Origin of the sequence: Barnesiella sp. B2-R-119, from assembly GCF_023656675.1 — a bacterium.
GTDB lineage: Bacteria > Bacteroidota > Bacteroidia > Bacteroidales > Barnesiellaceae > Barnesiella > Barnesiella intestinihominis.
The window spans coordinates 119,768-145,040 of the sequence record NZ_JAMOKL010000005.1 but is presented as its reverse complement, the minus strand read 5'-3'; the positions used below and the strand labels follow the sequence as shown (position 1 = coordinate 145,040).

General features: G+C 44.9%; 13 protein-coding genes and 2 riboswitches. Of the genes, 2 read left to right on the top strand and 11 right to left on the bottom strand.

Annotated features, from left to right (window positions below):
- Positions 1-230: 230 nt before the first annotated feature.
- The 4 genes from NBH06_RS10900 to NBH06_RS10885 form a co-directional block, all read right to left on the bottom strand.
- Positions 231-3,605 (bottom strand): hypothetical protein, encoded by a 3,375-nt coding sequence (locus NBH06_RS10900; protein ID WP_250794304.1) that lies wholly within the window; start codon positions 3,603-3,605, stop codon positions 231-233.
- A 3-nt stretch (positions 3,606-3,608) separates the two neighbouring features.
- Complete coding sequence (locus tag NBH06_RS10895; RefSeq protein WP_250794303.1) at positions 3,609-5,636, bottom strand: carboxypeptidase-like regulatory domain-containing protein; 2,028 nt, start codon at positions 5,634-5,636, stop codon at positions 3,609-3,611.
- Between the two features lie 19 nt (positions 5,637-5,655).
- The gene (locus NBH06_RS10890) at positions 5,656-6,204 is read right to left on the bottom strand and encodes a DUF3575 domain-containing protein (protein ID WP_008861384.1); all 549 of its coding nucleotides are present in this window, start codon (positions 6,202-6,204) and stop codon (positions 5,656-5,658) included.
- 232 nt (positions 6,205-6,436) lie between these two features.
- On the bottom strand, positions 6,437-7,117 hold the full coding sequence (locus NBH06_RS10885) for a zinc metallopeptidase (protein ID WP_008861385.1): 681 nt from the start codon (positions 7,115-7,117) through the stop codon (positions 6,437-6,439).
- 271 nt (positions 7,118-7,388) lie between these two features.
- Here NBH06_RS10885 and NBH06_RS10880 point away from each other — a divergent pair, with 271 nt between their 5' ends.
- Entirely contained in the window at positions 7,389-11,585 is a 4,197-nt protein-coding gene (locus NBH06_RS10880; RefSeq protein ID WP_250794302.1) for an acyl-CoA dehydratase activase-related protein, read from the top strand.
- Positions 11,586-11,597: 12 nt separating this feature from the next.
- Complete coding sequence (locus NBH06_RS10875) at positions 11,598-12,242, top strand: TetR/AcrR family transcriptional regulator (RefSeq protein WP_008861387.1); 645 nt, start codon at positions 11,598-11,600, stop codon at positions 12,240-12,242.
- Between the two features lie 106 nt (positions 12,243-12,348).
- Here NBH06_RS10875 and NBH06_RS10870 read toward each other — a convergent pair whose 3' ends face one another.
- The 7 genes from NBH06_RS10870 to NBH06_RS10840 form a co-directional block, all read right to left on the bottom strand.
- A complete protein-coding gene (locus tag NBH06_RS10870; protein ID WP_021891858.1) occupies positions 12,349-12,873 on the bottom strand; it encodes a ferritin in 525 nt (174 codons plus the stop codon).
- A 195-nt stretch (positions 12,874-13,068) separates the two neighbouring features.
- On the bottom strand, positions 13,069-14,037 hold the full coding sequence (locus tag NBH06_RS10865) for a DUF4465 domain-containing protein (protein ID WP_250794301.1): 969 nt from the start codon (positions 14,035-14,037) through the stop codon (positions 13,069-13,071).
- A gap of 28 nt (positions 14,038-14,065) precedes the next feature.
- Positions 14,066-16,249 (bottom strand): DUF5074 domain-containing protein, encoded by a 2,184-nt coding sequence (locus tag NBH06_RS10860; RefSeq protein ID WP_250794299.1) that lies wholly within the window; start codon positions 16,247-16,249, stop codon positions 14,066-14,068.
- Positions 16,250-16,327: 78 nt separating this feature from the next.
- Positions 16,328-20,083, bottom strand: coding sequence for a leucine-rich repeat protein (locus NBH06_RS10855; protein WP_250794298.1), 3,756 nt, complete (start codon positions 20,081-20,083; stop codon positions 16,328-16,330).
- Between the two features lie 139 nt (positions 20,084-20,222).
- A riboswitch (cobalamin riboswitch) is annotated at positions 20,223-20,423 on the bottom strand.
- A gap of 39 nt (positions 20,424-20,462) precedes the next feature.
- Positions 20,463-21,680, bottom strand: a complete 1,218-nt coding sequence (locus NBH06_RS10850; protein ID WP_250794297.1) for a cell surface protein — start codon at positions 21,678-21,680, stop codon at positions 20,463-20,465.
- Positions 21,681-21,686: 6 nt separating this feature from the next.
- Positions 21,687-22,856, bottom strand: a complete 1,170-nt coding sequence (locus tag NBH06_RS10845; RefSeq protein ID WP_250794294.1) for a YncE family protein — start codon at positions 22,854-22,856, stop codon at positions 21,687-21,689.
- The gene (locus NBH06_RS10840; protein WP_250794292.1) at positions 22,856-24,856 is read right to left on the bottom strand and encodes a TonB-dependent receptor plug domain-containing protein; all 2,001 of its coding nucleotides are present in this window, start codon (positions 24,854-24,856) and stop codon (positions 22,856-22,858) included. The genes NBH06_RS10845 and NBH06_RS10840 overlap by 1 nt, the downstream gene beginning before the upstream one ends.
- Before the next feature lie 106 nt (positions 24,857-24,962).
- Positions 24,963-25,161: riboswitch (cobalamin riboswitch) on the bottom strand.
- Between the last annotated feature and the right edge of the window lie 112 nt (positions 25,162-25,273).

Below are 25,273 nucleotides of genomic sequence, written 5' to 3'. Positions count from 1 at the left end.
AGCTGTTTTAAATTTATTGAGAAATAATATTATCATTGCAAGCAGGTATGTTCCGGCCATATTGAGCCCCAGTTTCGCATCTTGAATCCCTTGATTTTTGTCAATAGCCCGCTATTGACTGCATATCTCGGACTCCAATCTGCTTCAACATAGGCCTCAATCTGTCTCGGAATAAATTTAAAACAGCTTCTTAATATTAAGAAAATACTTTCAACTTTTCAAGTCGACGACTAAAAACGATAAGCTGTTCCTAATGAAATGCGACCGACTCCGATGAAATGATGTGTATTGGGTATGTAGTCATATAACTTATCGTCCCACAACGTCATCGAGGGCTCCGCAAAAAGATCGAACGAACGAGAAACATTCCACCGGAATTGCAAACCTCCCTCGGCCACCCAACCGATACCGCTATCACTGTTATAATTACTCCATCCTATACCGGTTCCCAACGAGGCTATCAGATGGAAACGACGATCGGGATCGGGTTCAAGAAGCGATGTAAGATTCAACAGATAATCGACATGAGCCGTCCCCAAGCAAAGAGTTTTCGATGTATGGGGTGCGATAAAATCATATCCCAAGCCTATTTCCATACCCGATGCCGATGTAAACCATCTACCGAAAGAAAGGTCTGCCCCTACCGAAACTTTCCGATAATGGTCCACCAAAATCGTTTCACTGAACAACGACGGACCTACCGAAACGGAAAAATAGTTTCTCTTATCGAAAGTTCGTTTTCCTCCCACAACTGTATTCCCGCCCAATTTATAATTGAGGCCAACCATCAAACGAGCCTCCGGGTCGAAGCCCAAGCCATTGTCATTACGAGAAACACGAGATGCAAGAAGCTGAGGCTCGATAAACAAATCGATGCCCGAAGATACATTGAACCGTCCTTGTACTCCCGCTCTGACGCCATAAACAAATTCATTCTTCTTTTGGCTATTTCCGACTCCGGCATACACTCCGCCTAACGCAATGAGGTCAAACAACCTGTCGAAATTATATCCGACCGTAAAAGCCGACAGATTAAACATATAGTCGGCCGACAAAGCCAGCGACATATAACGTGGCGCCGCACCGTAATATCCATAATCCAAGCCCAACCGCCAAGCCGACAAAGGAGTGTACCACTTGCCGACAGAAACAGCCAATCCATGACCTCCCGCAAAATCATTGCCAGACCGTCTCAATACCCGTCCCGTATAGGCCAATGACAAGAAATATTTATCGGACAAGTCATAAGCGGCATGATTGGCCTTATAGTCATATCGATCGAGCTGATATTGCAGACCGACATTTAGAGAAGTCAACATGTCGACAGGCAAACCGGCGAAGCTCTCACGAGAATATTTTTTCCCGAAAGCCCTCACTTGGGGTTCGACAAACAATCCGATACCCGAACCTACATTCCACAATCCTTGCAAACTCAAACCCATACCGGGATAAAATCCCGAATTATAGCTGGTCGCATAGGATAGTACGGCTCCAACACCCAATGTCGCATGGAATATCCGAGAAGGATTATACCCATACAACGTCGAATTGATATTCCACAAATAATCGAGTTGTACAAGACCGAACTTGCGATAACCGGGTTGGGAATCGCCATACGCGCCTCCGCCTGCCGTCAAACGCACGCCCGACGCGGCCGTAAACCATTTGCCCAAATAAAGAGAAGCCATCGGCCCGATTCGATCCAAAGGATTAGTGCGCAACCCCTTATGCAGAATACCTGCTGCACCTATATTTAAACCGTAAAACATGTGGTCGACAAAATTCTCGTTACGAAATTCTACGGTTTTCTCAAATGATCCGTGTTTCATTCCGTAAGCATAAAGATTGTAGGAAAGCCCCGCCGTAACAGTCGGCACGACATCGACCGAAGAGAACAAGTTTCGTTCCCAACGGTTATTTTGACTCACATTCAATCGAGGCTCGACAAATAAATCGAACATATCGTTGAGACGGAATGTCCCCTGCAAGCCTATACCCGCTCCGAATCCATGTTGGAAATAACCCTCGGAAGAGACATAGTCGTAATTAAACCCGGCAACCCCATTCAAATTAAAAAACCGATTGCTATCATACCCATAAAAAAGCGTGGAAAAATTCAACAAGTAATCGAGTTGGCCACCGACAGCCAATGTCCTGTATGGAGAGAACTCGGCATCGAGAGACGAATAATTTAACAATAAGCGAGCTCCCGAAACAGGATTCCACCACGTACCTATACCGCCGAAAATACGGAAACCCTTATTGGGCAAAGGATTGGAAAGCGAAGATTTCATCGCCCCTGCAAATCCGGCTCCCATCGTTAAATAAAGATCTCCTATACGACGAGGAAAATCAAAAGCATCCTCTTCCCTCGCCGACCGATTGAACGACGGCGATACAGGACGATATGTAAATCCGGCCAAAACAGCCGGTAGCGGATCGACAGCACTCAACCCGTCTTTCCAAGATTCGTTCGAAAACACATCGACACGAGGTTCCACAAATACAGCCCAATGATCCGATAGGCGAAACTCTCCGTGCAAACCTGCCCCCGCGCTCCACCGGGTATGCAATTTATCGTCTACGGCTACCGAATGAAAACCCGCACCCAATACCCCCGACATCTCGAACAGCCGGCTCGGATCATATCCGCCGAACAAAGCATGGAGATTAAACAGATAATCGAGTTGCAAGCCGAAAGAAGACTTATTATATAATTCGTCGGTTTTCAAATAACGCATCAATCCAGATAATCTCAAAGAAGAAACAGAAGTAAATCGATTTCCAATCGACAGCATAGCCGTAGCCCCGGGATCAAGAAGGAGCCCAGAACCGCTCGTCAATGTAGTCGCCATACCGCCTCCCGCAGAAACGAAGAAACCTTGATCGGCTCCGAAAAAAGGAGCTTTACGACGCACCGGGTCCGATAGTAAACGATAACCTAAGCCGGCCATCAACGAAGCCTCCCAGTCGTAACGCATCCAAGTCTTTATCCCGTCTATTCCGTCGGAATAAATTCCAATACGGGGTTCAAGATAGAAAAAGGTCAATGGAGAAAAATTAAACCTTGTCTGCATACCCAATCGAAATCCGCCGGCATGCGACCAATTGCCGGTACGATATAGTAACTGATATTCACCACCGGCGACACCGATTAACTCGAACATTCGAACGGGATTATCTTTATGCAGCAAAGAAGTAATATTCATCAAATAATCGGCAGACAAACCGACAAAATAGGGATTCACCCCTGCGAGCCCGTTATGTAACCCCGCATTTAACCCCACACGCATACCGTGCACCGGAGAAAACCAATCGCCTACCGTCAATCCTGCACGAAGCCCCAAACCGGGAGTAGCGAACAAAGAACCGGCCGAACGATCGAGAATCAGGCCTGCCTCCCCTGAAATAAAAAGATGGTCGCCAAATTTCTTTTTAGCATACCTTTCATTTTTGGCGGGCTTTTGCAAGGTATAATCCAACCCATTAAACTGATTATTCTCCGGTTGTTCCTGCGCAGCCGCACTAATCGTAAAAACAACGATTAAAAATAGCGGCAGTCGAACCACCGAAGTAAAACCGCGCATAATATATCTCATTTTCATACTTTAATCTTCCTGTTGTAACAAATCCAATACATCTCCATCGACACTGGCAACATCTCGTAACGACGGGTCTTTCTTGAACGCACTCTCCAAATAGGACAAAGCGAGAACCACCTCGTCGACACGATTAGCCGCCACGGCCTTGATATACTCCTCTTTGGCCGAATTTCCGAGCAGCTTCGCTTTTTCCCATGCTTGTTCGTTCGACTTAATAGCCAAAAGCATAAGCACTTCATTAAAAGGCGATTCCGCCGATATTTCCTGCATCACCTCGTTGTAACGGCCATTCAGCGCGGCGGCATAGACTTTCGCTTTATGATAAATACCTGTATCCGGTAAATCGAATGCCAAAGAGTCGGCTTGGGCATAACGCCCGGCAGACAACCAAGCGGCCACTTGGTTCAATCTTGTTTCATCGGGCAATTCCGGCATTTCGAGATAAGGTAAAAGCAGCTCTGAATCCGGCTCTCCCTTATCGATAAGAATGGCCGCCAAATCGGTAGCCGCAACCAAAAATTTGGGATAGACCTCCAATGCCCGGCGACATATCGCCTCACGCTCGGTAATCGAATCGGCAAGATTGTACAGCCGCCAAAATTCATTACGAGACAAAGATGCACTATCGCTACGATAGAGCGCTTCGACTTCTTCGTCTGTGAGATAACGGTATTGCGAAAATAACAGCTCATAACTTACTCGACGCAACCGAGGCAAATACCGGGAAGTTATCAAAGAGCGATAAAAAGGCAACGATACGACATTTCTCGACTGCCGGTTCGGATTATCGGGATATTTATCGATTATTTCCTGTATAGCATCGGACTCTCGGATTTTGTTATCCGCCCGAAGCAAATAGACCACCCGGTCCCAAGTCTCGACCGATGCTGTCGTATGCATATCTATTTGCCTCCGGGTAGACTCGTTCAACTCTTTAACGATGAGCGACATTGCCGATGCCATACGTTTCTGCGCCAACTGTTTGTTTCTCTCATAGTTCCCCTCCGGCGATGCCGTTCCTGTAATAGAAAAACTTTTTAACCGAGCATTCGGATCGTTCTCTACCTGATGCAATCGGGAAATAAGCCGGTTCAATTCCTCTCGGTTATCCCCATCGGCGAGATTCAAATCGCTCTTGTTCACTCTGAATGTAAGATTCACATCACCCTTCGTATCCCGCAGTTGCATCTCTGGCTGCGGGAAAAAATTTTCGTTCTTTACCGCACTGCCGGGAATCTCGTATTCGAGGAAACGCAACGGGTTCACAACACCCCGGGCAATAACAAACGTATCGCGATAGAGCACCCGATTATAATTTTCCATCGAGACCATCATATCGCAACGGAAATCGTCATTTACATTTTCTACATAGGTCGAGTCACTATACCCGACCAAATCGTCCTTGCGGGAAGAAGAACTTTTCACCTGAACATATCGCGACAAAGGGTCTTGACCCGAATCATAATCGTACATACGTTCCTGAGTAATGGCATACTCTTTCCCATCGAAAACCAAAGGTTCGAGAAAAATCATCTGTTCCCGAGTGACATTGTAAACACCCGGTTGTATAATCATACGGGCATTCGTAGAAAAAAGCTCTTTGGGAATTTTCACACGAGTGCGGATATGAAAATAATTTCCTTTCACTTCGATATCGGTGGGTTCGGGAACCACATTGTCGGTAATTCTCTTGGCAGAAACGACTACTTCTTCGAGAGCCACTGCCGAATGACGAAGCACGACATCGACCGTCAATTCCCCACGGACGGCAGCTTTACATTCTTCATATCCCAACGATGTAAACAATAACTCTCCTTCCGAATCGATTTTCACCAAATATTTTCCATCTTCATTCGTCGAGCCGATAAGTTTATTGGTTCCGGCATTATAGATACTCACCCGAAATAGCGGTTCCCCCTCGATATTGGTCACCGTTCCCCGTACATTTATATCACGCGCAGACAAAGGCAAAGCGCAAACGACACTCAAAATAAGCCCTATGAACAAGGAACAAAATTTATTGAGATTCAACATAACAATCTATCAATTAAAATCACTTAAATATATAAGAGAAAGATAGTCCCAGCCGAATAGGGACAGGCGACCATTTGGAAAGATTGGGTGTTGCCGGTTTTTCCTCTCCTTCCCGATAATCGAAAGCCCGTAACTTCGCCATACCGATACCCAACGTAGCTTCCATATTCCAATGACGACTAAGGACAAAAGCGTAGCCATAAGTAAGACCGGCGGCCCAAATATCGCCCTCATAAAGATGTTCTTTAAATTTCACATTATAAAGTCCACCCAACAAACTTATTCCCATGAAATGCCGAGCCATAGGCCTATTAAACCAATACCGCAACTCCGGCTGAAAACGGAAATGCGTGGCTTTCATATCGGCAATCGTAAACGAAAACGGATTAGCCGCAGCACTTATATCGAGGGTCAATCTTTGATTCAACCTCATTTCTACCGCCAAATTAGGCGATAATGTAGCCCAATCGATGAGATTACTTTTAAGAGCGACACGTTGTGCATTGACCATTTGAATATTCAGGATCACTCCCAAAATAATAAAGCATTTATTAAAAACCTTTTTCATACTTATTAACTAACCGGAAGCCGATCCCCCTTTTCAAAAAGCTTCACTCGAAGTTTTAAAACCGTTTCTTACCCAAGTATTAAATAACTCTCAAAAAACGGAACAAAAATATATAATTCATTCATATATGCAAAATAAGCTTATATTTTTATCTCTCATTTGTATAAAAAAAGGCTGTTATTCACATGAATAACAGCCCTTATTTTTTTAATATTATAGAAGCAATGCTCTTTTAACTGTCCCGTCGCCCTCCTGCAAAAATAATAATGTAGTACACCAACGTTGCTAACGACCCCAACGCTGCCACTACATAAGTATATGCAGCCCATTTCAATGCGTCTTTGGCCTTGTCGTGAGTACTTGCATCGGTCACCCCGGCTCCGTTCAACCAAGCCAACGCCCTTTGACTGGCATTAATTTCCACCGGCAGAGTAATAAAACTAAACAAAGTCGTCGCAGCAAATAAAATTATACCCAATAGCATAATAGCCGGATAAGCCTGTATCGTGAGAATCCCTATCAATAAAATCCACTGTACCCAATTCGAAGCGAAGCTCACGAACGGCACAAGAGCCGAGCGCAAATTCAGGAAAGAATAAGAACGGGCATGTTGTACAGCATGTCCACATTCATGCGCAGCCACGGCAGCCGCTGCGACACTGTTGCCATAGTAAACATCACGGCTGAGGTTTACCGTATGTGTGGCCGGATTATAATGATCGGTCAAATGCCCATCGACCTGCGTTACAGAAACATCGTTTATTCCATTCTCCTGCAACATACGCATGGCAATATCCCGTCCTGTAAGGCCATAAGGAATGGGAATTTTAGAATAACGTTCGAATTTACTTTGCAATGTACGTTGTACCGCAAAGCTAACTAATGCAATGACTATAAATAATACGTAAACCATAATCTTCTTTTTTTAATATCAAATTCGCAGATTGCGCAAATATATAGGAAATAAGGGAATAGATGTGTTAATGCAAAAGTTATTATAACAAAAGAGTGTTAAACAAGGAATATCAGAACAAAAACTCCGAGATAAAGAAAAGACTCGAATCCGGAAAACATAAAAAAGTTTAATAAATTATCTCTTTCAAAATTTATTTATACATTTGCGTCTGACAATATAGTCAGATATATAAGACAAACTACATAGTTAAACTTAATTTATCATTCATATGCAAGGGGAAAAACAGTACAAAACAGGACTCGATGTAGGCTCTACAACAGCCAAAATAGTCATTATCGATGAATCCGGGCAAACCGTTTTCTCTCGTTATGAAAGACATAACGCCCAAGTGAACGATCTTCTTTCCGCCTATTTTCGGGAAGCTCGACAAGAACTGGGCGACATCGAAACTTCTATCGCAGTTACCGGCTCGGTAGGCATGGGAACAGCAGAACAGCTACGAACCGAATTTATACAAGAGGTCGTAGCCGCCACCCGGTACGCCCAGCAACTATATCCATCTGCTTCGGCTTTGATCGACATCGGCGGAGAAGATGCCAAAGTCGTTCTCTTTCAAGGGAACCATATCGACCTTCGCATGAACGGGAATTGTGCCGGTGGTACAGGTGCGTTTATCGACCAAATGGCCGTACTGTTGGGAGTAGACATCGAAGAACTGAGCCGATTGGCTTTGCAAGCAGAGCATATACACCCGATAGCTGCCCGCTGCGGAGTCTTCTCCAAAACCGACATTCAAAATCTAGTCAGCAGGAACGTCCCGTTGGGCGACATCGCCGCCTCCATTTTCCATGCCGTTGCAGTACAAACCATCGTAACATTATCGCGAGGCTGGACATTCCACCCGCCTATTCTGTTATGCGGTGGTCCCTTGACCTTCATTCCGGCCTTACGAAAAGCATTCGCCGATTATCTGCATTTGCAAGAGAGCGACTTTATTCTTCCTGCCAGCGGGAACCTTCTTCCCGCATTAGGCTGTGCCCTATGTGCCACGGAAGAAAAAGCAGTTTCTTTATCGACATTGGAAAATCTCATATCCCGAAGCACCAATATCACAACAAAAAACAGCCTACCTCCGCTATTCGATTCCGAAACGGATTATGACAACTGGAAGAAAGAAAAAGCACATTATAACTGGCCCTCTGCCCCTCTTGTTCAAGGGATCCAAGAAGCCGTACTGGGAATCGACTCAGGATCGACTACCACAAAAATAGTCGTGACAACCCCCGACGGTGCTATCCTTTTCTCGCACTACGCCCCCAATTTGGGGAATCCGATAGAAGCCGTTCGAAAAGGATTGACCGAATTAAAAACACAATGCGATAAAAACGGGACGGTATTAAACATAACAGGCTCCTGTTCGACCGGATATGGAGAAGAATTGATAAAAGCGGCTTTCGGTCTCGACGGAAGCATGATAGAAACTATGGCCCATTACCGAGCCGCCCGACAAATGGCTCCCGATGTCTCTTTCATTCTCGACATCGGCGGACAAGACATGAAGGCTATTTTCGTCAAACAAGGAGCTATCACTCGCATGGAACTGAACGAAGCCTGCTCGTCGGGATGCGGTTCGTTCATCGAAACCTTCGCCCACACATTGAAATACAACGTGTCCGATTTTGCCCGTTCCGCCTGTATGGCTTTGCACCCTTGCGACTTGGGCACACGCTGCACCGTCTTTATGAATTCAAAAATTAAACAGGTTTTGCGAGAAGGAGCGACAGTAGCAGATATAGCCGCAGGGTTGTCCTATTCGGTCGTAAAAAACTGTTTGTACAAAGTCTTGAAGTTAAAGGACGGCAAAGAGTTGGGAGGAACGATTGTCGTTCAAGGAGGAACGATGCATAACGATGCGATCGTCCGTGCATTCGAATTGGAAACCGGTAAAAAAGTCGTACGAAGTAATTTACCCGAATTGATGGGAGCATACGGCTGCGCTCTACAAGCCACGTCTCAAAAATCGAATTCGCGCACGATAAACCAACTACTCGAAACTACCGAATATACCAGCCGACAAATTCAATGCAACGGCTGTGAAAACAAATGTTTCGTATGCCGCTATACCTTCCCCAACGGTAATACGTTCTTCTCGGGAAACAAATGCGAACGAATTTTCACTAATCGGGGGGAAAGCGAAAAACCCGGACAAAACATATATACCGACAAATATGCTTTGCTGTTCGACCGGGAAACTTCGGAAACAGGCAACAGAACCATAGGTATACCCCGTGTCCTTAACATGTACGAGAACTATCCCTTTTGGCATGCTCTCTTTACTCGCTGCGGTATTCGGGTCGTACTGTCCGATATTTCAACTTTCGTCAGTTATGAGAAAGCTCTCAACTCGGTCATGTCGGACAACATCTGTTTCCCGGCCAAATTAGTGCACAGCCACATTCAAAACCTGATTCACAAGAAGGTGGAACGCATCTTCCTGCCATACGTTGTCTACGAGCACGAAAGCGACAAGAAAATGAACAACAGCTACAACTGCCCCATCGTCACCGGGTACTCCGATGTCATACGCAGTTCCATGTCGCCGGACATTCCGGTAGACTCTCCGGCCATCACTTTTGCCGACACCGGCTTACTCACCAAACAATGCACGAATTACCTAAGTTCTTGGGGCATATCGAAAAGAGATGCCGAGCAGGCTGTGAAATATGCGTTGAACGCCCAGAAACAATATTCGTCAGACATACGCCGAAAAGCCGAAAACATTGTCAGGGAAAGCCGCAGAAAAGAAGAATCGGTTATCTTGCTTGCCGGACGCCCTTATCACACCGACCCACTCATACAGCATAAACTTTCCGAAATGATAGCCAATCTGGGAGTAAACGTCATCTCGGACGACATAGTTAGAGACAACTCCGAGATAGAGACCCAAGACACTTATCTCATCAAACAATGGGCCTATATGAACCGAATCCTGAAAGCCGCAGAATGGACAGCCCGGCAAGGGAACGATATTCAATTCGTACAAATGACCTCTTTCGGCTGCGGACCCGACGCCTTTCTTCTCGACGAAGTAAGAGATATTCTACATCGTAACGGGAAACCCTTCACGCTTCTAAAAATAGACGATGTAAATAACATAGGTTCTCTGAAACTAAGAGTGCGTTCTTTGATCGAAAGCCTGAAACAAACGCCGCTACGCGGAACGACAGAGAAATTCCGTACAACAGAAGTCTTTCGCAAAAAAGATCGAAACCGAAAAATCATAGCCCCTTTTATGTCGGAATACATCACACCTCTGTTAAAGCCGATTTTCAAATTGTCGGGGTACGACATAGAGGTATTGCCACCGAGCGATGCCTCCTCGGCCGAAACCGGTTTGAAGTACGCCAACAACGAGGTTTGCTATCCGGCCACACTCATTGTAGGCGACATTATCAATGCTTTGGAATCGGGGAAATACGATCTCGACAACACGGCCGTAGCCATTACTCAAACCGGAGGACAATGCCGTGCGACCAATTACTTGGCGCTTATTAAACGAGCCATGCTCGATGCCGGATTCGGAAATGTTCCCGTAGTCACATTGGGATTAGGGCGGAAAGTTTCCAACGAACAAGAAGGCTTCGAACTGAAATGGCAAAAGGTATTACCTGTCGCACTCAATGCCCTGCTCTACACCGATACGCTTTCTAAATTTTATCATGCCTCGGTAGTCCGGGAAAAAGAACGGGGAGCCGCGGCCCGATTGAGAGACAAATATTTAAACCTCGCCGAGCGTCCCATTCTCGAAAACGAGCCTCACAAGTTAGTGGAATATATCCACCTTGCAGCCCGAGAATTCAACGATATCTGTATGGACAAAACCTGTCCCAAAATCGGTGTAGTGGGAGAAATATTCCTAAAATTCAATTCCTACGCTCATCAACACGTCGTACGCTTCTTGTGCGAACAAGGTATAGAAGTGGCTCCTCCCATTTTATTGCCGTTCTTTATGCAAGGATTCGTGAACCGCGAGAACAAGGAAAAACTACTCTTAGAAAAGAAATGTATACCTCATTTCCTATCCAACTTATTCTACCGATACATCGACAAACGGATAGCCCTGTTTAACAGAACGGCATCCACATTCCGGTATTTCACACCCTTTACCGACATTTATGAAGAAGCGGAAGAGACGAAAAATATTGTCTCGGGTGCAGCTCAATTCGGCGAAGGCTGGCTACTACCGGCCGAAATCATAGCGTTCACCAAACAGGGTATAAACAACGTCATATCGTTACAACCATTCGGCTGCATCGCCAACCACATCGTATCGAAAGGGATAGAAAAGAAGCTGCGTATGCTGTATCCTGAATTAAATTTATTATCTTTGGATTTTGACAGTGGGGTGAGCAGCGTAAACGTAACGAACCGATTATTACTTTTCACACACAATTTAAGTGCCTAAAAACAAACGACTATGAATTCAACTTCAACCATCGCTCACCAGAAGACAGAGCAAACCGAAAATATAGAATCGCGTATTATCGAGGCGGCAAAACAAGAATTTATAAAAAAAGGATTCGAGCAAACATCGATGAGCGATATTGCAGCGGTCGTAGGGATCAACCGTCCCACCCTGCATTATTATTTCAGGACAAAAGATAAAATGTTTCAAGCAGTTTTCGCCTCGATCGTTGCAAAATTTTTACCTCATATCGATACTATTTTTTCGACTCAGCAATCGTTCTCTGAAAAATTAGAAGATGTTATCGACGTCTATGTATCCATTTTCTCGACAAATCCTTTGCTCCCCAAATTCATCATAGGCGAAATTCAACGCGACGCCAACCATTTAATAGAAACTTTTTATAGTTTAAACCTCGATCAATATTTGAAACACATCGGAGAATTTCTTGAAAAAGAAATGGAAAGCGGAAACTTTAAGAAAGTACCCCTCCCCTTTATATTCATGACACTTTACAGCCAACTGGCTTTCCCTTTCCTCAGTAAGAACCTTACCATGAAACTCTTTTTCAATGAAGACAAAGATACATTCAATGCCTTTCTACAAGAATGGAAACAACACATTATCTCGCAAATCACCTATCTTTTGAAACCGTAAAAGACAAAACGAAAGGGGGTGTCGTAATGAATGATGCACCCTCTTTGTACATAAAAAAGAAGGGGCGCCACAATGCGCCCCTTCTTTCGTATAATACAAAACCAAGCTATTCGGCCGATGTAGCCAACGGGGCAGGAGTCGTATAAACACGAGCCTTCAACTCTTTGTCGAGCATATACAACCCGAAACCGTTATCTTTAATCATTTTCAAGCTATCGATTAATTCCTGAGCATTAGCCTCTTCTTCAATTTGCTCGTCGACAAACCATTTCAGCATATTGGCAGTACCGAAATCTTTTTCCTCATCGGCAAGCACACAAAGGCCATGAATCAGGGCGGTTACTTTTCTCTCATGAGCCAACGTATCTTCAAAAGCTTCGAGAGGCGATTTCCATTCGGTCTTCACACCGGCAATAGGAGCCAACGTTACTTTACCACCACACGAGAGCACATATTTCATAAATATAGTAGCATGAGCTTGTTCCTCTTGGAACTGTATAGAAAACCAATTAGCAAAACCTTGATTTCCAGCCGCTGCAAAATGGTTGGACATCGAAAGATATAAATAAGCCGACCAAAACTCGGCATTCACTTGGGCATTAAGAGCCTCTTCCATTTTCTTGCTAAGCATAATTCTATTGTTTTTATTTATTGTTTTACAAAAATATAATATAAAATTAGAACAAATCTAATTTTAATATTTTTTATATAACCGGGCTCTTATTTCTATAAAAACACGCCCCCGTCGAATCACTTCGCCGGAGGCGTAATACCCTATGGCAGTAGGGACTTAACTAATAATTTATCATATACTTCTTCTCAGAGTTCATTTAACAATCTTAGTACTATATCCGCCGCAACGCACTATATAAACGCCAGCGGGATAAGCAGACATGTCAATAGCTCCCGATCCTTCTACGAGTTGTTTCATCACGAGAGTACCGCTCATGTTATAAACAGCAGCCTCGACCAGCTGAGCCGACTCTACACGAACAGCCCCGTTAGAACGGTCGTAATAAACTTTCATCTGAGCAGCCACACTTTCTTCAACTGACGAAGGCTCGGTCGAAACGGTAAGTTTATCGAGACAAAAATACGTCGGCGTATTGATGCCATAATCACCCGTATCGCTCGACTCCATCGTAAAGTAAATCGAAGCAATCTGTCCCAATTCACTCAAATCGACCCATTCCCAAGTATCGTTCAATTTCCAGTCGTCGGCATTCTCAGAACGGTAATCGGCCAAATAATATTCCACGGTTCCTGTCTCTGTGCCTTGCTCATCGATACCGTGAGCAACTAATTTAAACCAATCTCCCTGCTCGAATTTAGTCGAATATGGATTCCCCTTCTCAATAGCATAATAGACATAAGGGTTGTTGCATACATAACACCCTACGGCATAATATGGAGCGGAAGTGTATACCTCGCAAGTCTTCGCATCGGAGGTCGATTCGGTATAGGCATCCCAATATGCCCCTAAATAGGGAGTTCCCTCACCGGCAAAGCCTCCCTTAGCCATACAGCCCCATTGATCATCGGTACCTGCCGATGCCGATATGGCAGTTACCTTGCTGGCAAAGAATCCATTTGAATAATTGGAATAAGGAGAAGCGTGCGAAAACATAAATTCTTGTGAATAAACAATCGCATCATTATTAAAAACATCTGCCCACAACCCAGTCTCATCATACTCGATAGGGAAGTCTCCCGGATTCGACAAATCTAAAACGATGTTTTCCGCAAAAACCGCACTGCATACACAAACGGCAAAAACAAGTAATATTTTTCTCATGTCAAAAAAAAATTTAATTAGTTAATATTTATTGTTTGATTATTCGAATATACTCAGTTCTATCGTTTGCACACACCGACAACACATAAATACCTGCCGGTAAAGAAGATACATTCAAACGAGACTCCGACTCGACCATCGTATCGCGATAAACAGCTACACCTCGAAGATCGAATACGGTCAATTCTGCGCCAACACAAGCTCTCACCGTCAGAATATCCCTGACAGGATTAGGAGAAGCTACGATTTTCAAACTTTCTGCCTCCTCGATTCCACTAACTTCGGTTACATGTACCGAAACCATTTTTGTCTCTACCCGCCCATTCGAATTGACCGCTAACGTGAAACTCGTATCGCCCAATTTCTCGCCGGAAAGAATCAAATCATATCCCTCGATTCGGGCAGAAAGAATAGAGGGGTCTTCTACCTTGACTGTCGAAACGATCGCCGCAGAAAGATTATCGGCATCGGAAACACTCTCTAATAGCGAAATTTTTACAGGAGAACTACCCACCGACAAATTATCGGAAATAGAGATAACCGGATATTCATTATCGGGGAATACCGGCATAGCCGGGAACCAATAGTATTTCTCAGGAAGTAACGTATTCAACAGCTCGCCATTCGTCCCGTCCACTATGTGAATCCAATTGTTCATGTAATGGGACAGATAACCCGATTCCGTAGAAATTACCACGACATTATCGGTCTGCGGGTCCACTCTCAAACCCGCGCCATAGAACATCTGCACATACTCCCCGTCTTGATCGGGCAAAGTAAAAAACGATGCATTCAATTCATCGGTATCTATATTATAGCATACGACTTTATTTTTACTTTCATCGGCAAAATAAAGAAGGTTAGATTTATATGCTGCGCATAAACTCCCGGCATTCCATGCCCCCCATGTATCGGCGACCCGACAACCGGAAGGTAACGGCCGAGCCCAAGTTTCGAACGAAACCGGATTTATTCTAACCAACGCATTCCCATCGGCAGCCCAAATATTTCCGTCTCGCCCCAACACAAGTGTCGCGATAGACGGAAGGTCGATAGTAGTTTGTAAGGTGTGGTTTTCGGCATCGATCACCAATACGCCCTCCGATTGCTTCGCAGCAAAGACATATTTACCGGCTCGAACCATAGAACCTATCTGACCCGAATAAAGACCTTCGTCATTCGAGGTCCCTTCTATCACATCGCCGACCTTCATGTTTTCAATATCGAAAACAAAAATTCCCGATGAACTTCCTATATATCCCGTCTTCTCATCTACACCCAAAAAGGAACGGCCGTCACCGCCGCCTATTTGATCAAAAGCCACTATCTTTTCCAACGACAAGGCATCGGCCACGACCAGTCGCCCCCCTGTCGATTCTTCTTCGGTCGACTTCGCCTGTTTGGAAATCAAAAAGAATTTTTCACCGTAAATCGTTCCGAACTGCGTTGTGACACCCAACTTCTCATCGGGATTCTCCCGACGGAATACCCGGTAAAACATTCGGCCATCATTCGTCAGGAAATTAATGGTTCCGTTATCCCAGCCATACCAATCTTCATTGACAAAAAATATCCCTTGCGAATAATCGACAGCTTCCTGTATATATGATTCTACCGCTACGGCATTGGCATAATCCGGTGTATCGCTACCGGATTTATCGTAATAAAATATATAGGTATATCGATTTTGTATCGGCATTTTATTGATTTCGGTCTCAGCCTCGTTTCCGCTTTCGCTTCGAGCCAAACAATGCCATGCTCCATCTTCCGAGACCGAAGGCGAATTCCAGTGGTCCTCTTTGTCGACACACTCCCATTTTTTGTAATTGTTCGGAGTCGCTGTAAACTGTCCCGTAGCATTATACTTAGGATAGGTCGTATCGCCGCCGACAACCAATGCAACGGTATTCTCTCCATTCAGGTCGAAACCCAATCCATCGACCGTGTAACCACCTTGCCGACGCATCAGAGAAAACAAACGAGGATCCGTTTTCACCACATCGTTCAACATTTCCACGATTGTAGTTTCCTCCTCCCCTTTATAGCCCCACGCCAACGCTCCGGGCGTTTTCCCGTCGTTCCAAGCGATGACTAACATGGCTTCGACATTCCCTTCTCCTATCCAATAATTTATATCCGAAAAGGAAACGGCACGGACCGGCATAGACCAACTGCCGAAAAAAGCTAAAAAAAGAAGTAAATATTTTCTCATCTTTCTATTTTTTTGGAAAGATGTCCCGGAGCCGAAACTCCGGGAACATCTTCGTTTTACTATTTCACAATCATAGACTTATCGCCTACAATCTTCTGGTTTTACATAAACTTTCGAAACTTCGATCGAACCGTCCTCATACACAGTTTTCACAATATTGATACCTTGCACGGGTCGAGGCAAAAGTTTCCCGTCCACCGAATAATATTCACGCAAACGCACCTCCTTTTCGACAACCGGTTCATCGATACCGGTAGCCGTCGTTACCTTGAACAATATGCTAAACTGTTTATCCGACGTTGTCAATACCAAGTAGTAATAAGGATCGTTCGGCAAATCTTCTCCTTCACGAATTACGGTCACTTCGTTACCGGAGTACGAAACGGTCAACTCCTGATCTTCGACAGGGAATCCGCTACGTATCAACATGGCCGAAACGCTATCGGTATTAACGACAGTCCGATTAAACTCTATCACGAAAGTTTTCGTATCGGGTTTAACGTCCAACGCTTCCCCACCATCGAAACTCATCGACGGAGTAGTCGATACTATTTCCAATTCATCTAACCACGGCATGATTACGAAATCCTTCCAATAGGTGGTCTGGGCATAGAATTGACAAGTTTGGGCAGGGACATAAATCCGGCAGGTTATCGGCACTTTGGTAAATGTATTGGAACTTGCACCGGTCGGCGGTGTATTGTTAATATAGATACGTTCCAAAGAAGAACAACCATTAAACGTATAAGTGGAAACCGAAGCTATTTTGCCATTGGCAACTACTTTCTTTAACTTAGCATCATTGCGGAACAAACTCGATCCCAACGTAGTTATCCCTGTTCCCAAAACAGCTTCTGTCAAACTGGAACAGCCATAGAATGCCGAAGCTCCCAAAGAGGTTACTTTATCGGAAAGATTTACCGAAGTAAGACTTGTACAACCGTAAAATGCATTCGTCCCGATAGAAGTTATCGATTCGGTAACCGGCAATGATTTCAAGCCCTTACAATTATAAAAAGCAGAATTGCCGATAGAAGTCACTTTTTCCGAAAGTTCTACATTAACCAAATTCGTACAGCCGTGGAACATGTAATTCGGCACAGAAGTAACTCCACCCCCTATTTTTGCAGATTCCAATCCCGTACAGCTTTGGAACACATAAGTTCCCAGTTTAGTAACCCGATCGGGAATAGCTACCGACGTTAATTTCGTACAGCTTTTGAAAGCATAATCTTTTATCTCAGTAATGCTTGCTGTCAGCGGCAACTCGGTAAAGGCCGTACTTTGGAAAGCATATTTGCCGATCCCAGTAATATTCTCCGGCAGAACTACCGACGTCAAAGCGGAACAGCTGCTAAACATATAATCGGGAATAGAGCTTATACCTGTACCCAAAGTCGCCGATGTCAACTTCGTGCATTTCTCAAAGGCATAACTACCAATCGAGGTCACACTATTCGGAATAACAAGCGACTCGATCGCAGAGCAGCCCGAAAACACAGAATTACCGAGCGAAGTAATCTTATCAGTCAAAGGTAGATCGGTTAACGATGAACAACCTTTAAATGCGCTCGCCCCGATTTCGATTACCGACGGATAAGATATCTGCGTTAACGCAGAACAAGTATTAAACGCATAATCACTTATTTTTGTCACACCTGTCCCGATAGTCACCGTTTCCAACGACTTGCAACCGCTAAATGCATAGCCGCCCAATTCGGTCACGCTATTGGGAATATTCAACGTTTGAACCGATACACCATAGAAAGCCCTGCTGCCGATCGACTGCAAACCATCGTTAAAAGTTATGGTCGTCAAAGGATTATTATAAAAAGCCCAATCACCTATCGTTCTCACCGTAGCAGGCAAAACAAGAGAAGAAATTTTCACTTTGAAAAATGCACGCTCACCAATAGTTTCGAGAGCACTTCCGAATGTTACGGATTCCAACTTCTCACAATCGCTGAAAGCATAATCACCGATAGCGGTCAAACTATTTCCCAACGAAACGGTAGCCAGAGAAGCACACTTGTTAAAGGCATAGTTACCAAGAGTACTCACTCCGTCGGGTAATACGACCGATTTCACAGCAGTCTCGGCAAATGCATAATCACCGATTGTTTTCAAGGAAGAAGATGAACGCTCCTGTGTACCCAAAGTCACCGTCGCCAAAGAACTGCAACCGTAAAAAGCATAATTGCCGAGCGTTTCGACCCCATTCGGTATCGCAATTTCAGTCAAAGCGGTACAGCCGTTAAACGCAGCTTCGCCAACAGCCGAAACATTTCCTAACCCGACAGCATTCAAAGCAGAACAACCGGCAAATGTACGAGTACCCACCGAGGATACCGTAACCGGCAATTCCACCGATTGCAAAGCCGAACAGCCATAGAAAGCCGAATCGCCCAATAAAGTCAAAGAGCTCCCCAGAGCAGCCGAAGCCAACTTCGTACAGCCCTTGAAAGCCAAAGCCCCTATCGATTCCATATCTGCCGGCATACTTACACCGGTCAAAGCGATACAATTCTCGAAGGCCGAGCGACCTATGCTCTTCAATCCTTCACCCAAAGAGAGGGTTGCCAAAAGAGGACAATCGCCGAAAGCCTCATTACCGATCGAAACCGTTTGCGCAGGCAACTCCACAGATGTCAAACGGCTGCATCCGTAAAATGCCCCTTCGCCGATTGTTTTCAAAGTCGAAGGAAAAGTAACCGAAGTCAATTTAGCACACCCCATAAAAGCCATATCGTCGATACCGACTACTGTGTAAGATACTCCCTCTATCAGGATAGTTTGGGGGATCGTCAAAATCCCCGAAAAAGAGGCATACGAATCGTCATACACCACGAGGGCAGTTCCCGGTTCCTCTCCCGGAACGGCTATTACCGATTTATCGCCGACAACGAGCGTAACCGTATCGGTAGAAATCGTATCGAGCATGTTGCTCACCACACAATAATAACGCCCGGCATCGGAAGTTTCCGCCGAAACGATCGAATAAGACGACGCTTCGGCATCTTGTATGGAGACTTCGTCTTTGTACCACTGGAAATACAAACTATCGCCTTTGAACTCAGGGGCAAAAGTTACCGCTTCTCCCGGAGAAACCGTCACATCTTCGGGTTGAACTTTCACAGAAGGAGCTGTCGGCCCGTTTTTAGGAGCCGGCGCAAGAGGTTTCCACGGTTGAGACGACATGTTTACCGAAAAATTCCAACCGTCCCAACAACCGTCAGTCAATTTACGGCCCGTAATTCCGGTCCCGGAGTATCCCCAGGGATCGCTATCGCTCGATTTCAGCCAATAAGACCAATACCCTTGATACCAGCCCGATTGCCAATAGTCCTCGGGGTCGGTACAAGTCCAACCGTCATATCCATACGACGAAGATAAGATTACCCCGTTCTCATCAGGGGAAAGTGTTACTCCGTCCTTAGTAATAGAAAAATCGCCACTCTTGTTAACATCGTACCCAAAACCCGATACAGTGCTACCATACGCCGTTCCTGTTTCGGTCATGATGAAAAAACGAGGGTCGGAAGCGGCAATTGCACGCGCCATCGTTTCACCAGTAGCTTCACCGTCCCAACGGAATCCCCAAACCAACGCCGATGTTTCACTCTCGGCATTCCATTGTACGACGAACGCAGCGCGGTTAGCCCCTTCGCCAGACCAGTTTTCGATCATGTCCATCGTGAAAGTTCCATCGGCAATCGCCCTCGGCGATACCATCTGCGGCTTTGCCGTAGGGTGCGGACGACCTTGCACAAGGACTTGTGCAGGTAATTGTAAAACCGCAAACAGCAATACCATCAAAGCATAAATCTTTCTCATCTTTGTTAAACTTTTAAGTATTAAATAAAAAACAAATAGTTCTTTCCCATTCAATACTTGCAAGATACACCACTTATATGCCTCCAAAACTTTCCCGGACTTCCCGGCGTTTTTTGTCACAGCTCATACCTCGCAAGCTTTTCGGACAATACACACGGCAGGTCTTCTGACTTACTCCGGTAACCGAGGCCTTCCCAATCGTCATAATCAGTGGCTTTCAGTATTCTCGGGACCTTTTTATGGAGCTTACAGCAGCGGGACTGTTCGGGACTTACACCCGATTCCCTTTTAATCGGCGGACCTTTTTCAAGTAGCCGAACCTGTGTGCACTATATTTTTTTAAGTTATTTTCCTCTCGTTTCTTTCTATTTTCTCATAGTCACTCTTCTATATGTAAATCGGTAACACCCATTACTTCGGTCGAACATTCGCCCAACCAACCGTTGAATTGGTTCACTCCCGTATAAATTTTTATGAAATCGACACCCGGTAAATCGACCGGATTACCTTCGCTATCCACCGCCCAATCGATTTTAAAATTGGACTTTTCGCTACTGTTGGGGTGATTATCCGCATAACCCCAATCGTATGCGTAAAGGACATAATAACTCCCGTTTCCACTCTCATCGACAGCGTTATCGGCAAGCCGGCTCCCTTTGAAAGTTATCGAACTGTCCGAAATCCATTGCGGATAATACGGTTGCTTATGGAAAGTGAGTTGCGATATATATCCTATATTCCCATGATTATCGGTCCACCGGACATACGTAGAATCCGTGATATTCGGATTGGAACAAGTCACCGGCTCCTTGTTTTCATCGGGTCGATAGTAGGTTATTTCATAATTCTTCAAAGTCTCCTTTTTATAATATTCGCTACCGGCCAACTCGTACCATTCGTCATCGGGAATGCCATTCCCGTTCGTATCGACCGAGACCATCACTATCCCGGGTTCGCTGCTACCTCCCAACGGGGCATCGGGACGAGGATTGTCATTGGCATAAAATGCATTACCCAATATTTTAAAATCATATTCTCCCGGCCGATTGACAATCGTATGGTCGAAACCGACGACAATATATCCGCCGTAGCCACCCAACGAGACCATCGTACGGGCATCGTATGCCAAACAATCTTCGACTTTCTGCCGCATAGATTCTTCGGTATCTCCCTCGGTATATTTCGGAAGCTCATTGACGAACTGTCCCGGTGCAGGGCGATATTCATAAACCTTAGTTATATAAGGGCTATAAGCTACCTCTTCTTTGCGAACGACAATACGCATAAGATGGGTTATGGGATTAGCCGCATCATAAATCTGGAATCGCAACCGATACGTTCCCGTTTCACTCGCTACAAACGTATAATCGCGTGTCGTCGCCACAATCGAATCGGTGACAGATACCGAATCGGACTCGTAAGAAAGGGCCCATTCATATCGTTCTCCGGTAAATCCCGGGTGTAACGTCAAGCCCTTCATGCGTTCCACTACATACGTATCGTCAAGCCCTAATGTAATCATAGAAGGATTATCGGACTGACAAGAGGCTATCAGCAAAATCAAAGCCATCGACAAAACATACCACACTTTCTTCATATCGGTTTATTTATTTTTATACAAAAAAGCCATGTGCGCCGGAATATCCCCGGTACGAACGCTCCATTTTCTTATCCCGTCCCGTCCATAACAATGTAGATTTCCACTCGACACGTAATTCTTGGCATCTGTTACATAAACGTCTCCGGTCTCGGGATTTACTTTCAATCCATAAGGGATTTCTATATCGGTTTCCGTTCCGTCCTTAATAAAACTATTTGAAATCAATTCCCCTGTACGAACATCGATAATACCGTAAGTAACATTATTTTCTTGCGAAATATTACTCCACTCCACGCTATACAGATAAAGCGAATCGCCGCAAATATCCATCTCGCTGCAAGAAACATTCAAAGTATCTCTCACCTCCATGCGGTTTGTACGCTTATCTTTTTCCAGAACGAAAAGACGGGAAGGAATCTTCTCATAATCACCCCGAGATGAAACCCATAATTTCCCGTATTTATCCGCCCGGATACGATGCAAGTTAATTCCTACGGGAATCTTTCGTATCTGCGTCATTGTTTCGATATCGATCACCGAAACCGTATTATCATAATTCGGTTTACGATAACCGCCTGAATTAGCCACATAAATAAGACCGTCTTGAATGACCAACTCATCGGGTTGATAACCCACCGTGACCTCGGCCGTAATTTCGAGAGTAGCGGTATCGACTTGAAAGACAGCTCCGAGCTGAGCATTCGGGTCTATCCCTACCGGACCTACATAAGCCGAAACATAAGCAAAACCTTTATCGAAGGCGATATATCGGCAATTAGGTATGTCCACTTGTCCCAATCGCTGACAAGAACGAGCATCGAGGACTTCGACCTTATGCGAGCAGTTGATAACCGCATACATCTTGGAACCATATATCTGGACATCGTTACCCACGTCACCCAACTCCTTTACCACGTTAGGATTTTTCTCGGCATACAAGTTACGGACATAATAGCCGTTTTCGAAATCGACAAAATCGAGCGTACATTTATTCGAACCCATATTACCCTCGTTCAACAAATAAAGTCCGGCATAATCAGACCGGCTGTTGTCGCCGAGCGGCAATCTTTCATATTCCGCCAAGATAATGACCTCGTCTTCCCGACAGGAAGTCATCAACGATATTCCCGCCAGTAGGATACACGAAACAATATGTGCGACAACCGATCTCATTACAATTCAATGGCTATTCCAAATCGATAGTTACGCATGGGCATAGGATAATTAAGAACGACGTCGTATGCCTGATCAAACACATTATTAACCTCGGCCGTCACTTTCAGGTTCACCGATTTTATCCGAAACGATTTCACCAAAGATATATCGCTCGTGTACCACGGCTGCACATAATTATATTCGATATTTTCTTGCTGATTGTACCGTTCCCCTACATATACGAAACTATAATTCAAACTCCAATCGTCATAGCTCAAATTCAATATGGCCGATCCGCTATGCCAGGGTATATACGGAATCTGGTCGCGGTAATAGTTATCCCGAGGACTGGTTATATCTATCGCTTCTTGATAGGTGTATTGCACCTTCGTCATTAAACTTATTGCGTACGGCAAACGGAAAGTTGCCGTAGCCTGAACGTCGACACCCCGGATATCGACTTTACCGAGATTGAGCATAGTCCACCGGAACTGCTGTCCTTTGGGATAGGCGATAATCTTGTCGGAAACGAGGTTATAATAAACATCGGCCCCTGCATGAAACCCCGAAAGGAAACCCGTTTTCGGAGCGACAGCATAAGTAAATCCCACATTGTATTGCGTAGCGCTCTCGGGCTTCAACACCGAGTTACCCATATCGGCATAGTACAAGTCATTGAAGGTGGGCATGCGATATATCTGTTTATAAAAAGCGCGAAACACCCAATTGTATTTTTTAAACGGTTGATAAGAAAGAAATACCGCCGGAGTCACTTTACTTTTATTAGGCGCTTTTACTTGTCCCGATGCTTTCTCATCGACCAAAGTCGCCAAAACACTGGCCTGCATTTTCAAACGGTCGGCAAGAGAAAAAGCCGTTGCCGCCGAAATCCAGTGCGTGTACCGGTCGGCCGACATGTACTCCGACAAACCGTTCCACTGCATGTCGTATGCCACCGAGACGTCCCAATTTCTGAATATCGAATACTTATTGGCTACCGATACATAAACCTCTCGTTGTTTATACTGGTTGTCGACTCGCATCAGCTTATCGTCGTTATTCATATAATGGGTATAATCGAAAGCATACTTGGCATTCACCTTAATCCCATATTTGCGGGTAATATCCTGTTGATAGACACCCTGCACGAAAGAATTCCGGTCCCACAAACGCTCTCCGTTGCGCCACACGTTATTGACGATAGCCCCCGGAATCCCCCGCTCGGAACTATAATGATAAACATAGGTTTTCCAATAACCGTTGGGCAAGTAACCTTGCAATCCTCCTTCGAACCGAACGGCATCGATGTCTCCGTTTTTACGGGTAGCCGTGGTATCGTATGCCGTCTCTCCCGAAGGAGTCACCCGCCGGTAACGGAATTTATATTTCCCGCTCGAATTGATCCACTCGCTATTGAATGTCATGCTGACCGTCTCGCTAAGTTTATATTCAAACAAAACCGAAGGATTCAGCAAATCGAATGACCCGGCCTTCACAGATGCTTTCAAATGCGATTTTTCTCCCGGTTTAAATTTAGGGCGACGTGTCGTCAAATAGATAGAGCCCGCCGAACCGAACTCCCGAGCAGACTGGAATATCTCGCTTTTTTGACCGTTATACAACGATATTTCCTCTATATTTTCAAGCGAAAACTTGCCCAAATCCACTTGTCCGTTCTGAGCATTTCCCAACTGAATTCCATTATAATAAACACCCATGTGGTTTGTACCCATGCTGCGAATGTTGACAGTTTTCAATCCTCCCACGCCACCGTAGTCCTTAATTTGCAAACCGGAAAAATAACGTATGGCATCGGCGACCGAAAAACTATTCAACGCTTTCAGTTCCTTTCCGGTGAGCTTCTGCGAAGGAATCACTTCGTTATACCGATTGGCGGTAACCATTACCTCTCCCAATGTCTGTATCGAGTCAAGAGAAGAAGAATCGGCATTCGCTTGTCCCACACCGCAAAGCAGCGACACCATCATACCCCACACACATCGATAAAAAGTCTTCATCGGCCTATCCTTTCATAAACAGCCTTCGGGTATAATGCCTAAAAATCCATGCAAACAAGCGGCTTTATATTTACTCCGCAGATTCACAAGCTCTACCCCACGAAAGCTAATGACAAACAGCATGGCAGGTCTTCTGACTTACTCCGGTAACCGAGGCCTTCCCAATCGTCATAATCAGTGGCTTTCAGTATTCTCGGAACCTTTTTTGGAGTTCACAGCAGCGGGACTGTTCGGGATTCACACCCGATTCCCTTTTCATTCTACACCCCGACCGGGGCTTTGAAACCAATGCGTTGCAAAGGTAACATAAATTATCGACTCCTTTCTATTTTTTATTAAAAATATTCCAAACCAAACATACAATCCAATCGTTACTTCAAAAAAATAGAAATTTATTTTATCCGAAAAATAATGTGT